Source organism: Flavimobilis soli (assembly GCF_002564025.1).
In the GTDB taxonomy this organism is placed as follows: Bacteria; Actinomycetota; Actinomycetes; order Actinomycetales; family Cellulomonadaceae; genus Flavimobilis; species Flavimobilis soli.
Genome location: NZ_PDJH01000001.1, coordinates 286,309 through 299,856, shown reverse-complemented (window position 1 = coordinate 299,856; position 13,548 = coordinate 286,309). Strand labels below are relative to the sequence as shown.

The 13,548-nt window shown below is 71.4% G+C and carries 15 protein-coding genes; 7 read left to right on the top strand and 8 right to left on the bottom strand.

Annotated elements, in window-relative coordinates:
• Positions 1-12 precede the first annotated feature (12 nt).
• The 6 genes from ATL41_RS01400 to ATL41_RS01375 all read right to left on the bottom strand — a co-directional run bounded on the left by ATL41_RS01400 (position 13) and on the right by ATL41_RS01375 (position 4,590).
• Positions 13-927 (bottom strand): diacylglycerol/lipid kinase family protein, encoded by a 915-nt coding sequence (locus ATL41_RS01400; RefSeq protein WP_098456870.1) that lies wholly within the window; start codon positions 925-927, stop codon positions 13-15.
• Positions 924-1,709: a twin-arginine translocase subunit TatC gene (gene tatC / locus ATL41_RS01395; RefSeq protein ID WP_342744397.1), complete on the bottom strand. Its 786-nt coding sequence runs from the start codon at positions 1,707-1,709 to the stop codon at positions 924-926. Before tatC ends, ATL41_RS01400 begins: the two co-directional genes overlap by 4 nt.
• A 3-nt stretch (positions 1,710-1,712) precedes the next feature.
• Positions 1,713-2,138 carry a twin-arginine translocase TatA/TatE family subunit gene (locus ATL41_RS13450; RefSeq protein ID WP_098456869.1) on the bottom strand — a complete coding sequence of 142 codons (426 nt, stop codon included), beginning with the start codon at positions 2,136-2,138 and terminating at the stop codon, positions 1,713-1,715.
• 93 nt (positions 2,139-2,231) lie between these two features.
• Positions 2,232-2,558 carry a hypothetical protein gene (locus ATL41_RS01385; RefSeq protein WP_098456868.1) on the bottom strand — a complete coding sequence of 109 codons (327 nt, stop codon included), beginning with the start codon at positions 2,556-2,558 and terminating at the stop codon, positions 2,232-2,234.
• 36 nt (positions 2,559-2,594) lie between these two features.
• Positions 2,595-3,560 (bottom strand): helix-turn-helix transcriptional regulator, encoded by a 966-nt coding sequence (locus ATL41_RS01380; protein ID WP_098456867.1) that lies wholly within the window; start codon positions 3,558-3,560, stop codon positions 2,595-2,597.
• Positions 3,553-4,590 carry a helix-turn-helix transcriptional regulator gene (locus tag ATL41_RS01375; RefSeq protein ID WP_245854542.1) on the bottom strand — a complete coding sequence of 346 codons (1,038 nt, stop codon included), beginning with the start codon at positions 4,588-4,590 and terminating at the stop codon, positions 3,553-3,555. Before ATL41_RS01375 ends, ATL41_RS01380 begins: the two co-directional genes overlap by 8 nt.
• Before the next feature lie 33 nt (positions 4,591-4,623).
• On the opposite strand from ATL41_RS01375, the gene ATL41_RS01370 reads away from it, so the two are divergent.
• Together ATL41_RS01370 and ATL41_RS01365 are read left to right on the top strand one after the other, a co-directional pair.
• Entirely contained in the window at positions 4,624-5,739 is a 1,116-nt protein-coding gene (locus ATL41_RS01370; protein WP_098456866.1) for a DUF3866 family protein, read from the top strand.
• A 101-nt stretch (positions 5,740-5,840) separates the two neighbouring features.
• Entirely contained in the window at positions 5,841-6,461 is a 621-nt protein-coding gene (locus ATL41_RS01365; protein ID WP_245854541.1) for a Dps family protein, read from the top strand.
• Between the two features lie 9 nt (positions 6,462-6,470).
• On the opposite strand, the gene ATL41_RS01360 is transcribed toward ATL41_RS01365, so the two are convergent.
• Positions 6,471-6,917, bottom strand: coding sequence for a hypothetical protein (locus tag ATL41_RS01360; protein ID WP_098456864.1), 447 nt, complete (start codon positions 6,915-6,917; stop codon positions 6,471-6,473).
• A 303-nt stretch (positions 6,918-7,220) separates the two neighbouring features.
• Between ATL41_RS01360 and ATL41_RS01355 the strand changes: the two genes are divergently transcribed.
• From ATL41_RS01355 to ATL41_RS01335, 5 genes are all read left to right on the top strand, one after another.
• Positions 7,221-9,692, top strand: coding sequence for a glycogen/starch/alpha-glucan phosphorylase (locus ATL41_RS01355; protein ID WP_245854540.1), 2,472 nt, complete (start codon positions 7,221-7,223; stop codon positions 9,690-9,692).
• 237 nt (positions 9,693-9,929) lie between these two features.
• Positions 9,930-11,075, top strand: a complete 1,146-nt coding sequence (locus ATL41_RS01350; RefSeq protein ID WP_098456862.1) for an LLM class flavin-dependent oxidoreductase — start codon at positions 9,930-9,932, stop codon at positions 11,073-11,075.
• The gene (locus tag ATL41_RS01345; protein WP_098456861.1) at positions 11,072-11,578 is read left to right on the top strand and encodes a MarR family winged helix-turn-helix transcriptional regulator; all 507 of its coding nucleotides are present in this window, start codon (positions 11,072-11,074) and stop codon (positions 11,576-11,578) included. Before ATL41_RS01350 ends, ATL41_RS01345 begins: the two co-directional genes overlap by 4 nt.
• The gene (locus ATL41_RS01340; protein WP_098456860.1) at positions 11,575-12,192 is read left to right on the top strand and encodes an FMN reductase; all 618 of its coding nucleotides are present in this window, start codon (positions 11,575-11,577) and stop codon (positions 12,190-12,192) included. Before ATL41_RS01345 ends, ATL41_RS01340 begins: the two co-directional genes overlap by 4 nt.
• A gap of 63 nt (positions 12,193-12,255) precedes the next feature.
• A complete protein-coding gene (locus ATL41_RS01335; protein WP_098456859.1) occupies positions 12,256-12,471 on the top strand; it encodes a hypothetical protein in 216 nt (71 codons plus the stop codon).
• 110 nt (positions 12,472-12,581) lie between these two features.
• Here ATL41_RS01335 and ATL41_RS01330 read toward each other — a convergent pair whose 3' ends face one another.
• Complete coding sequence (locus ATL41_RS01330; RefSeq protein WP_143556547.1) at positions 12,582-13,160, bottom strand: ScyD/ScyE family protein; 579 nt, start codon at positions 13,158-13,160, stop codon at positions 12,582-12,584.
• Positions 13,161-13,548 lie beyond the last annotated feature (388 nt).

Here is a 13,548-nt window from a genome sequence, read left to right as displayed (position 1 = left end):
ACCTCCGCCGACTCAGACGAGCAGACGGACCGCCCGCGCGTGCACCTCGACCTGGAGGGGCAGCGGGCCGATGGACTCGCCGTCGGCCATCGCGACGGGCGGCGCGAGGCCCGCGTCGGTCGGCTCGACGAGCACCTTCGTCGCGCGGACGACGTCGACGCTCGGGTGCTTGACGTGGCTGCCGCCGTAGACCCGCGGCAGGATCCGGGTCGCGCCCCAGCGCGTGAAAGGTCCGGCGAGCACGACGTCGAGCTGGCCGTCGTCGACCTCCGCCTCCGGCGCGATGCGCAGCCCACCGCCGAACGCGGGGCTGTTCGCGACCGAGACGAGCGTCCCGGCGGACTCCCAGACCCGCTCCCCCATCGTCACTCGGTAGCCGAACGGCTTGAACGCGCCGAGCTCGCCGACGAGCGCGCGCATGTACTTCAGGTGGCCGCGCGGGAAGGAGAGCCGGTTGGCACGCTCGTTCACGGCCGCGTCGAGGCCGGCGGACAGCACGCCGGCGTACCAGCGCCCGTCGAGGTGCCCGGGCACGTTGACGTGGGCCGCGTCGACGGCGCGGAAGCGTCCGTTGCCGAGCGCGTCGAGCAGCACGTCGACCGCGGCGTCGACCTTGTGCCGCGGCAGACCGGTCGCCCGAGCGAAGTCGTTGCCCGAGCCGACCGCGACGATGCCGAGCGGCACCGTCGTCGCGGCGACGGCGTTGAAGCCCAGGTGCACCATGCCGTCGCCGCCGACGACGACGAGCGCGTCGAGCCCGTCGATCACCCCCTGACGCGCGTGGTGCATCGCGTCGAGCAGCGACGAGCCGGACAGGTCGACGACCGTGTGCCCTGCGGTGGTCAGCCGGTCGCGGGTGCGTATGCCGGCGGTCGTTCCCCTGCCCTTGCCGGACGTGGGGTTGACGACGAGTCCGATGCGGCTCACAGGCCGTCCTCCTGCTCCTGTGCAGCAAGGCGCCGGTCACGGCGCCTGTCGTTGAGGGCCGCGACACCGACCGCGGCGAAGTACAGCACGATGATCGGCAGGGTCATCGCGAGCATCGTCACGACGTCGGGCGTGGGCGTCATGACGGCGGAGAACACGCAGCCGAGCACGACGGCCCAGCGCCAGCCCCGCAGGTAGGTGCGGGCGCGGACGATGCCGACCATGTTGAACGCGACCATGAACACGGGCAGCAGGAACACGAGCCCGAACGCAAGGATGATCTGCGCGACGAACGACAGGTACGCCTGCGCGTCCTGGATGTTGAGCGCCTGGTCGGGGACGAACTCGACGAGGAGGACGACGGCGCGCGGCAGCACCCACCAGGCGAGGCACGCACCCGCGAGGAAGAGCGGTACCGCGGTGCCGAGGAAGCCGAGGGTGTAGAGCTTCTCGCGGCGGGTCAGACCGGGGACGACGAACGCCCAGACCTGGTAGAGCCACCAGGGGCTCGACACGATCAGACCGAGCCAGACGGCGATCTTGACCTGCATGTCGATCGCGCTCGCGACGCCGGCGAAGTTGAGCGCGACGGTGCGGCCCTTCTCGGCGGCGACGTCGAGGATCGGCTGCTGGAGCAGCTCGAAGACCGGCTCGTAGAGGAACCAGCCCACGACGGTGCCGACGAGGATGCCGATACCGGCGAGGAAGAGGCGGTTGCGCGCCTCGACGAGGTGCTCGCGCAGAGGCATCCGGCCGTCACGAGCACGCCGCTGCGTGCGCACGGGTCAGTCCTTCGTGGGGCTGTCCCCGGCATCACCGTCGCTGGCGCGCGCAGGATCGGCGGGCTGCTGCGGCGCGGCGGGCGTGGCGTCGGCGGGCGCCTGCGGGGCGGCAGGCGGCGCGGCGGGCGCCTGCGGAGCGACAGGCGGCGCGGCGGGCGCCTGCGGAGCGACAGGCGGCGCGGCGGGCGCCTGCGGAGCGACAGGCGGCGCGGCAGGCGGCGCCGCGGGGGCCTGGGCCGCGGGGGCCTGGGGCGCCGTCGTCGTCGGGGTCTGGGAGTCGTCCTCGCGGAGGTCCTTGACCTCCTTCTTGACGATCTTCAGGGCGCGACCCATGTTGCGGGCGAGGTCCGGGAGCTTCGAGGAGCCGAACAGCATCACGATGATGAGGATGAGGACCGGGATGACCCAGGGGTGCGAGCGAAGGCCCATGACGGCGTTCTCCAGACTGTTCGACGGACGGGGCAATCCTAGACCGCGTGGCAGGTGCGGGTGTGCCTCGGTTCGGGGAAGGTTCGGCAGGTCTCAGCGCCAGACGCTGCGCCAGCGCTCCCACACCTCGGGGCGGGGGCGTCTGCGCCACGCCTTCCGGGCGAGCCGCTCCTCACGGAGCCGGTCGACACGCGCCCTCAGCTCGGCACGCGGTGCGGTCACCGTCGGCGCGGTCGACGGAGCCTCGGCCAGACGCTCCTCGGTGCGCGCGGTGACCCGCTCCCAGACCTGCCCGAGACGCTCGGCGGACGTCCCGGCCTCGGAGCCGGCGCGACGGAACCGGCGCCACGCGTCACGCCACACGAAGAACGCGACGAGCGCGGCACCGAGCACGAGGGCCGTCCAGATCCAGAACCACACGGGAGCCACGCTACCTTCCGGCCGTCGGTAGCCGGGCTAGGCGTACAGGGCGAGAGCGTCTCGCGCTGCAGCCGCAACCTCGTCGGCGACCCACGCTGGCTCGATCGAGCGGACGTGCCGGGCGTTCTGCAGGAGGAGCTGGCGCAGCCACGCGGGCTCGGCGACCACGAGCTCGACGGCGAAGTCGCCGTCGTCCAGGTCCGTGACGGACTCGACCGGGATCTGTTCGGCGATCCAGCGGGCCGGGCTCGCGAGCACGAGCCGCACGTGGTGCGTCGGCCCGGCGACGGCCTCGGGGCGGAACGCCGCACCCTTGACCCCCTCGTGCCGTCCGGCGGGCTCGTCGAGCACGGTCGCCTCGAGGATGCGGTCGGTACGGAAGGACCGCTCGTCCTCGGCCCGGGTGCACCACGCGACGAGGTAGGAGTGCTCGTCCTCGACCTGCAGCCGGATCGGGTCGACGACGCGCTCCGTGACGACGTCGGCGACGCTCGCGTAGCGGATGAGCAGGCGGCGGCCCGACGTGAGGGCCGCCCCGAGCGCGGCTGTCACCGCGGGCGAGCCGCGCTCGGCGAGACGGACGTCGAGCGCGGCAGCCGCCTCGCCCGTGGCCGCCGTGAGGACGGCGAGCGTCCCCTCGACCTCCGCGCCGAGGCGCGGGTCGATCGTGTCGTCGAGCGTCTCCTTCATCGCCCGCAGCGCGGCGATGAGCGCGACCGCCTCGCGCGTCCCGAGACGCAGCGGCGTCGTCATCCCCTGCGGCTGGACGAGCGCGACCGTGCCCGCCTCGTAGTCGAGGTCGAAGTCGATGAGGTCGTCGGTCCAGTGTCCGGGCGTACCGGACACCCACAGCAGGTCGAGGTCCTTGACGACCTGCTCGACCGTGACCCCGAAGTGCGCGGCGAGGTCGGCGATCTCGACGCGGGGCCGCTCCCCGCCGGCGTCGAGGTACGTGATGATCCCGAGGAGGCGGACGAGCCGCTCGCTCGTGCGCTCAGCCATGGTGGTCCTCCGTCGCGTGGTGGGCCTTCTCGGGGAGGTCGGCAGCGGCGTCGAGCATCGCGACGACGGCCGCCCGCACCTGCGGGGGTGCGAGCACGACGACGGCGTCGCCGTAGCCGACGATCTCGCCTGCGAGAGTGTCGGGGTCGTCGGCGTCGAGCGCGAGCAGCTCGCGGCCGGCGAGCCGCTCGGGCAGCCGGACGGGCGCGCCGAGCTCGGCAGCCTCGCCGGGCGTCACGACGCGGGCGTGCGCCCGCAGCGCGGCGGCACGCTCAGGCACGACGGCGACCACGGCCGGGACGGGCGCACGGCTCGTGCCGAGCAGCTCGTCGACGTCGAGGTTCTCCGGGACGGCGAACGCGTGCTCCGGGCCGACGGCCCGTACGCGGCCCGCGATGCGGCTGAGTCGGAAGGCGCGTGCCGCGTCGCGACCCCGGTCGCGGCCGATGACGTACCAACCTCCGCCGCGCGCGACGACGCGCCACGGCTCGACCGTGCGCCGCGTGAGCTCGCCGGTGCTCGCCGCCCGGTAGTCGAAGGTCACCGCGCGGCGCGACGTCGTCGCGTCGAGCAGCGGTCCGTAGGCGTCGCCCGCCTCGCGGACGCGCGGGGCCAGGGCCGCGACCGCAGCACCCTCGGCGTCGAGCGCCGGCCCGCCGGCCGCGCGCAGCTTGGTCAGCGCGCGAGCAGTGTCGTCGCGGAGCATGCGGTCCTGCCAGAGCTCGGCCGCGACGCCGAGGACGGCGAGCTGCGCGGGCGAGAGCTCGAGCGGCTCGAGCGCGTACGCGTCCATGTCGATGCGGTAGCCCGTCTCGGACGCGTGCGCCCCCTCGACCGTGACAACAGGGACGCCGAGCTCGCGCAGCAGGTCCTTGTCGCGCTCGAAGGTGCGCTCGAACGCTGCGTCCGACGTGCCGGCGTATCCGACGACCGACGCCCGGATCTGCTCGCGCGTCATCCTGCGGCCGGCGTTCACCAGCGCGATCACCAGGTTCAGCAGCCGCTCGGCCGCGGGGGTCGTCTCGCTCACCGGCACCACGCTAGCGGGCGGTACCGTGTCTGCGTGATCAACTGGCGCGATGGGGTCGTGGTGTCGCTCGGACGCGAGTGGCACGGCGCTCTCGAGACGACCGTCCGCACGCCCGACGGCTCCGAGCTGCGCGCGCTCGCGTACCCGGCGCTCGTCGGCCGCCCTGCCGAGGGCGACCGTGTCCTGCTCAACACGACTGCCCTCGACCGCAGTCTCGGGACCGGCGGGTACGCGCTCGTGACGGCGCTCCCCGACGCCCTCCCCCAAGCGCCCCCGCAGGGGCCCGGGCACCTGGTCAAGGCGCGGTACACGCCGCTCCAGACGATGGTCCTCGGTGTCGACGAGCAGGAGTCGGAGCACCACGAGACGCTCCGCGAGGCCGACTCGCTCGACGGCATGCCCGTCGTCGTCGCCGACCTGCACTCGGCGCTGCCCGCGATCGTCGCGGGCGTCCGCGCGCAGGCGCCCGACGCGCGCATCGCCTATGTCATGACCGACGGCGGAGCGCTCCCCGCCTGGTTCTCCCGCACCGTCGCTCAGATGCGTGACGAGGACCTGATCGCCTCGTGCCTGACGGTCGGCCAGGCGTTCGGCGGCGACCTCGAGGCCGTCACGGTCCACTCGGGGCTGCTCGCGGCCAAGCACGTCGTCGGGGCCGACGTGGCCGTCGTCGCCCAAGGCCCCGGCAACCTCGGCACGGGCACCCGCTGGGGCTTCTCCGGCGTCGTCGCCGGCGAGGTCGTCAACGCGGTCGCGACGCTCGGCGGGGCGCCCGTCGCGTCGCTGCGCGTGTCAGCGAGCGACGCCCGCTCGCGCCACGTCGGGGTCTCGCACCACTCGACCACGGCCTACGGCCGCGTCGCGCTCGCGGCCGCCGACGTCGTCGTGCCCGAGTTCGACGAGACGATCGAGGTCCCCGCGACGCTCGGCGGCCCGAGCGGGCTCAACGCACTCGTCGACGAGCAGGTCACGCCGCTCGCCGCGCGCCACCGTCTCGTGCGCCGCGCCGCGGGCGCGCCGCTGCTCGAGACGCTGCGCCGCTCCCCCGTGCGCATGTCGTCGATGGGCCGCAACCTCGACGCGGACCCGACGCCGTTCCTCGCCGTCGCGGCGGCGGGCGAGCACGCGGCCACCCTGCTGCGCCGCTGAGGGAGCGCCCTCCCAGCGTGCGGGAGGCGTCGACCCGTCGGATGCTGGGACGGCAAGGCCGTCCGTGCGGAGGACGGCCACGACGACGAAGGAGCATCACGGTGGCATCCTCGAAGGGCAGCGCGAAGAAGAGCACGAAGAGCAGCGGTTCGGCCGCAGGCCTCCCCGCCTACACGGTCCCCTCGCTCACCCTCGACGAAGGCGCGAAGACCGCCCAGATCCTCCAGACCCGGTTGCACGCGCTGATCGACCTGGCGCTGACGCTCAAGCACATCCACTGGAACGTGATCGGCCCGCACTTCATCGCGGTCCACGAGATGATCGACCCGCAGGTCGACGCCGTGCAGGCGATGGTCGACGAGACGGCCGAGCGCATCGCGACCCTCGGCAGCGTGCCCCTCGGCACGCCGGGTGCGATCGTCGCCAGCCGCACGTGGGACGACTACTCGATCGGGCGTGCGAGCACGATCGCCCACCTGGGCGCGCTCGACGAGGTGTACCGCGGCTTCATCACGGACCACCGCGAGGCCGCGACGGCGACCGAGGAGCTCGACGACGTCACGAACGACATGCTGATCGGTCAGCTCGCGTCGCTCGAGCAGTTCCACTGGTTCGTGCGTGCGCACCTCGAGTCGACGTCGGGCGAGCTGTCGACGGCGGACGCCAGGAGCGAGAAGAGCGCGGCGCGCAGCGCCGAGGCCGACGCCAAGGGCCGCGCCTGAACCAGCTGCTCACCAGCTCCAGCCCCGGGCGCCCAGCTCCAGCTCGCGCTGGAACCGGGCGTCCGGGTCTCCGAGCGACTGCGTGCTGAGCGCGGACACCTCCTCCGGGAGGTCCTGCGCGGACAACGCACGCTTGAGCGCGGTCACCTCGACCGCGTGCCGCTCGACGTCCGGTTGCCCTGCCCCGGCGATCTCGCACGCCTCGCGGAGGAGCGCGTCATAGGCCCAGAGCGCTGCGCGCAGGTGGTGGGCCCGGGCGAACATCGTGGGGTCCGCGTCGACCCTGCGGATCCGCTCGGCCGCGACCGCGAGCCGGCGCTCGAGCTCGAGGACGCGGAACGGGTCGACCTGCGCGTTCCGCTCCTCCTCGTGGGCGATCGTCGACGTCCTGAGCGTCCACAGGACGCAGCCGACGACGAGCATGGCGAGGACGCACCAGACCAGGAGCACGGCCACCACCGCCTCGGATCCGCACCTTCGGGGACCTCTCAAGCCTAGGCACGGGGCGACCCGGACGGAAGGGCACGATCCGGACGCCCATCTCTGCAACGATCCTGCAACTTTCAGCACGCCTTGCAACGAGGGGTGGGCGGAGGGTGAAACTGCACACAAGCGGCGCGCTCCCCCATCGTTGCAGGTCAGAGCCCTTTTCTGCGTCGCGCGGACGGCTTCGCGCCACGGGTTGCGGCCGATGTACGCGTACACGACCTGAGCCAAAGGTCATGGCGAAAGGGCACGCTCACGGGTAGCGTGCTGCAGGTGACTGAAACCACCGAGAGGTCCACCTCTACCCCCGCAACCGTTGATTCGTTCAAGGACGAGTTCCTCCGGCAGTTGCGCTACGAGCAGGGCGTCGAACTGGGCACCGCCAGCCGTGACGACCTGTTCCAGGCGCTCGCCAGGACCGTCCGCAACTACATGGTCGACAACTGGCTGACCACGGTCGAGACCCAGAAGGCCGCCGGCTCCAAGGTCGTCGCCTACCTGTCCGCCGAGTACCTCATGGGTCCGCAGCTGGACAACGCCCTCCTGTCGACCGGCCTGACCGACGTCGCGGACACCGCTCTCTCCTCGCTCGGCCTGTCGCTCGACGACATCCGTGCGACGGAGGTCGAGCCGGGTCTCGGCAACGGTGGTCTGGGCCGCCTCGCCGCGTGCTTCATCGACTCGCTCGCGACGAAGAACATCCCGGCCATCGGCTACGGCATCCGTTACGAGTACGGCATCTTCCGCCAGACGTTCGTCGACGGCCGCCAGGTCGAGCAGCCCGACTCGTGGCTCTCGAACGGCACGCCCTGGGAGATCCCGCACACCGACCAGGCCGTCGAGGTCGCCTTCGGCGGTCACACCGAGCAGGCGATCGACCAGACGGGCCGCTCCGTGACGCGCTGGGTGCCGGGCGAGACCGTTCTCGCGGTCCCCTACAACTACATGGTCCCGGGCTACGGCACGGCCAACGTCAACACGCTGCGCCTCTGGAGCGCGAAGGCGACCAACGCCTTCAACCTGCACATCTTCAACTCGGGCGACTACGAGTCCGCCGTCCGCGCCCAGACCGTCGCCGAGAACATCTCGAAGGTGCTCTACCCCGAGGACTCCACGCCTCAGGGCAAGGAGCTGCGCCTCAAGCAGCAGTACTTCTTCGTCGCCGCGTCCATCAAGGACTTCCTGCGCACGCTGCCCGAGGGCTTCGACCTCAAGAAGCTCCCCGAGCGCATCGTCTTCCAGCTCAACGACACGCACCCGGTCATCGGTGTGCCCGAGCTCATGCGCATCCTCGTCGATGAGCGTGGCCTGGCCTGGGAGGACGCGTGGGACATCACCCGCCGCTCCTTCAACTACACGTGCCACACGCTGCTCCCCGAGGCCCTCGAGGTCTGGTCGGTCGACCTTCTCGGCCGCCTGCTGCCGCGTCACCTCGAGATCATCTACCGGATCAACGAGCAGTTCCTCGCCGGCATCCGCGCCACGTACCCGGGTGACGAGCTCCGCGTGCGCCGCATGTCGATCATCCAGGAGCAGCCGGAGCGCGCTGTCCGCATGGCGTTCCTCGCCACGGTCGGTTCGACCAAGGTCAACGGTGTGGCCGCGCTCCACTCCGACCTGCTGCGCGACAAGGTCCTCGACGACTTCTCGGCCTACTGGCCCGACAAGTTCACGAACGTCACGAACGGCATCACGCCCCGACGCTTCGTCCAGCTGTCGAACCCGTCGCTCGCGAACCTGATCGACGACACGATCGGCACCGGCTGGCTCAACGACCTCGAGCGCCTCAAGGAGCTCGAGCCGTACGCCGAGGACGCGTCGTTCCGCAAGGCCTTCCGCGAGGTCAAGCAGGCCAACAAGGACCGCTTCGTCTCGCTGCTCGCGCAGCGCGACGGCATCGAGCTCTCCTCCGACGCGCTGTTCGACGTCATGGTCAAGCGTCTGCACGAGTACAAGCGCCAGATGCTCAAGCTCCTGCACGTCGTCACGATCTACGACCGCGTGCTCAAGGGCGAGATCAAGGCCGCCGACCTGACGCCGCGCGTCGTGGTCTTCGGCGCCAAGGCCGCCCCCGGGTACAAGATGGCGAAGGAGATCATCTTCCTCATCAACTCGGTCGCGAAGGTCGTCAACAACGCGCCTGAGCTCGAGGGCCGCCTGCGCGTCGCGTTCCCGGCGAACTACAACGTCACTCTGGCCGAGAAGCTGATCCCCGCGGCGGACCTGTCCGAGCAGATCTCGCTCGCCGGCAAGGAGGCGTCGGGCACGGGCAACATGAAGTTCGCCCTCAACGGCGCCCTGACGATCGGCACGCTCGACGGCGCGAACGTCGAGATCCACGAGCTCGTCGGCGGGGAGAACTTCTTCCTGTTCGGCATGACCGAGCCCGAGGTGCAGAGCCTGTCGGACGCGGGCTACCACCCGACGTCGTTCTACGAGGGCAACGCGTCGCTGCGCGGTGCGATCGACCTGATCTCGTCGGGCATCTTCTCGGGCGGCGACCGCACCGCGTTCGAGTTCGTCATCTCCGACCTGCTCTACAAGGACCGCTTCATGGTCCTCGCGGACTACCAGACGTACATCGAGGCGCAGGAGCGCGTCGAGGTCGCCTACGCGGACCAGGAGTCCTGGTCGCGCAAGGCGATCCTCAACGTGGCGCGCACCGGCTTCTTCACGTCGGACCGGTCGATCCAGGACTACCTGGACCGCATCTGGCACGCTCCCGCGTTCCCGGTCACGAAGTGATCTGATCCGCACCTGCCGGAGTGCCGCCTGAGCGGCTCACGGCTTGCAGTCCGGGCCCCGTCCCGGCACGGCACGCACGGCCCCGTCCCCGGTCTCCGGGGCCGGGGCCGTGCTTCGTTCGACGTGGCGCGCGTCACCGAAGGCTGCCGGGAATTTTCATGCGTCTGCATTGATTGAAGGCTAAAGTAGATGCAGGACGGATCCCGCGGCGACGCGGCCACACGACAGGAGCGCACGATGCAGTTCGGAATCTTCACGGTCGGCGACGTCACCACGGACCCCACCACCGGCCGCACGCCCACCGAGAACGAGCGCATCAAGGCCACGGTCGCGATCGCGAAGAAGGCCGAGGAGGTCGGTCTCGACGTCTTCGCGACGGGTGAGCACCACAACCCGCCGTTCGTCGCCCCGCCGAACCCGACGGTCCTCCTCGCGAACCTCGCCGCGCAGACCGAGCGGATCATCCTCTCGACGTCGACGACGCTCATCACGACGAACGACCCGGTGCGCCTCGCCGAGGACTACGCCTATCTGCAGCACCTCGCCGACGGCCGCATCGACCTCATGATGGGGCGCGGCAACACCGGCCCCGTCTACCCCTGGTTCGGCAAGGACATCCGCCAGGGCGTCGAGCTCGCCGTCGAGAACTACGCGCTGCTGCACAAGCTGTGGCGCGAGGACGTCGTCGACTGGCAGGGCCGGTTCCGCACCCCGCTGCAGGGCTTCACGTCCGTGCCGCGGCCGCTCGACGGCGTGCCGCCGTTCGTCTGGCACGGCTCCATCCGGACCCCGGAGATCGCCGAGCAGGCCGCCTACTACGGCGACGGCTTCTTCCACAACAACATCTTCTGGCCCATCACCCACACGAAGCAGATGGTCGCGCTCTACCGCCGCCGCTTCGAGCACTACGGTCACGGCTCGGCCGACCAGGCGATCGTCGGCCTCGGCGGCCAGGTCTTCATGCGCAAGAGCTCCCAGGACGCCAAGCGCGAGTTCCGCCCCTACTTCGACAACGCGCCCGTCTACGGGCACGGCCCGTCGATGGAGGACTTCACGGAGCAGACCCCGCTCACGGTCGGCAGCCCGCAGGAGGTCATCGACCGGTACGCCACGATGCGCGACCACGTCGGCGACTACCAGCGCCAGCTGTTCCTCATCGACCACGCAGGTCTCCCGCTCAAGACCGTCCTCGAGCAGATCGACATGCTCGGCGAGGAGGTCGTCCCGGTCCTGCGCAAGGAGCTCGACTCCAAGCGCCCGGCACACGTGCCCGACGCCCCCACGCACGCCTCGCGCGTCGCGGCGGCCGGCGGCAAGAACGACTCGACCGTCTACGCGCCCGCTGACGACGTCACCGGCGCCTCCCCGGCGGCCGCACGATGAGCACACCCACGCACCTCGCCGGTTCTGCCGCCGCGAACGCGTGGGAGGCCCTCTTCCGCGCTCAGGTCTCCGTCCTCCGAGAGCTCAGCGCCGACAACATCTGGCGCGAGCTGTCGATCAAGGAGTACGACGTGCTCTTCACGCTCTCGCGCGCCGAGGGACGCGGCATGCGGCTCAAGGACCTCAACACCGAGGTCCTCATGCCGCAGCCGTCGCTCTCGCGCCTCGTCGAGCGTCTCGAGGCCCGCGGCCTCGTGAACCGCAGCTCCGTGCCCGGGGACCTGCGCGGGACGTGGGTCGAGCTCACCGACGCAGGCGCCGAGGCGCAGCGCACGACCGGCCGGCGCCACGTCCAGTCGATCGACCGCCTCGTCGGATCTGCCCTCAGCCCGGAGGAGCTCGACGCTCTCGAGATGCTGTGCACCCGTCTGCGTGCGCATGCTGTGTCGAGCAGCGTGGACTCCCCTGTCACCACCGTGTCCCACCTGGAGGATCGCTCATGACCACCCGCAGGATCGTCGCCGTCGCCGCCGGCCTGTCCCAGCCGTCGTCGACCCGCATGCTCGCGGACCGGCTCTCCGCCGCGACCGCCGACGCGCTGCGCGGGCAGGGTCACGAGGCCACGGTCGAGGTCGTCGAGCTGCGCGACCTCGCCCACGACATCACCGACATGATGCTCACCGGCTTCCCGAGCGTCCGGCTGTCGACGGCGATCGACGCCGTCAAGGGCGCGGACGCGCTCGTCGCCGTGACGCCCGTGTTCACGGCGTCGTACTCGGGCCTGTTCAAGTCGTTCTTCGACGTCCTCGACTCGAAGTCGCTCGTCGGCAAGCCCACGCTGCTCGGCGCGACGGCTGGCACCCCGCGCCACTCGCTCGTGCTCGAGCACGCGCTGCGGCCGATGTTCGCCTACCTGCGTGCCGACGTCGTCCCGACGGCGGTCTTCGCGGCGACGGACGACTGGGGGGACAGCGACGCCGAGGGCGCGGAGCTGCCGACGCGTGTCCGTCGCGCCGCGGGCGAGCTCGCGACCCGCGTCGCGAGCTACTCCCCCGGGCCTGATCTCACAGACCCCTTCGCGACGCTCGTGCCGTTCGAGCAGCACCTGTCGCGATAGTCTCGGAAGCAGGCGCGCTGGGAGAGACCTGCGGCGCGCGCAGCACTGTAGAGGGGAATCCCGATGGACCAGCACGACCACGACGCGATCGACGGGGCCAACGCTCCCGTCCCCGCCGCGTTCAGCGCCCTGTTCTTCCTCGTGACGATGGCGATCTTCGTCGCCGGGTTCTGGGGCATGGCTGAGGGCTTCTCCCAGGAGAACGGCCTGTTCTTCAGCGCGGGCCTGCTCGCTTCGTGCCTCGCGGTAGCGATCGCGATCCACGCGAAGCGGGACTGACCGCGCCGTCCGCGGCGGGTAGGAGCCTGCGGACGACGTCGCGACAGCACACGGAAGGGGCCGTACCGGACACCGGTACGGCCCCTTCCGCGTCCGTGGCGGTCTCGCGGTCAGCGTGCCTTCGCGACGACGACGGTGCCCTCTGTGAACCCCTTCGTGCTCACGACGAGCTTCCCGCGCGAGTACTCGATCGCCGCGGGTGACTCGGCGCGGAACAGCGTCGAGACCTTCCCGCGTCGGTCGACCTTCGAGACCTCGCCGCTGAACAGCTCGGTCACGTAGATCGTGCCGCGCGGCGCGACAGCGAGGCCCGTGGCTCCCGAGAACCCGGACGCGAGCGTCTTCACCGTGCCCGTGCGAGGGTTCACGCGGTGGACGGCGCCGAGCGCTCCGAGCGAGCCATCCTCGGGCCCGCCCGGGAGGGTCGTGACGTAGAGGAAGCCGTCCCGGCCCACCTCGACGTCCGTCGGCACCGGCTCGAGCGCGACCTTCTTCCCGACGACGCAGCCCGGCAGGCCGAGACCGTCCGCGACAGCGGCGGTCACCTTCGCCTTCACGGACGGGAGCACGGCGACCGTGCGGACCTTGCCCTTCGGGTCCACCGACAGGACGGCGTTCGCCCCCGGCGTCGGCGACGTACGTGCGGCCCCGGCTGGTGACCGTCCCGTACGGGTGCGAGTCGATGCCACCCGGGCTGCCGAGCAGCTCGGGCGGGAGCTGGGCGGCGCAGTCCGGGGCGAGGCCGACGAAGCCGTAGGTGCTGCGCGCGTCCGGGTTCGTGGCCTTCTCGTAGGCGAGCAGGTCGACCGTGCGCGTGCGTCGCTTGGCGTCACGGCGCACGAGCTCGGCGGACACGGGCGCGAACGTCCCTTCGTCATGGACGGACGTCCCCCACGTGAGCGTGCCCCGGTGCTGCGAGGGTCCGGCGACCTCGCTCCCGCTCGGCGCGACCACCTGACTCACCTTGCCCTTCGTGCTGATCGCGTCGATCCCGCCGGTCGCGGCGGAGCCGACGAGCACCTTCCCGCCGCGCCCCACAGCGAGCGACAACGGCGTGACGGGGTTTCGTCCTGCTCC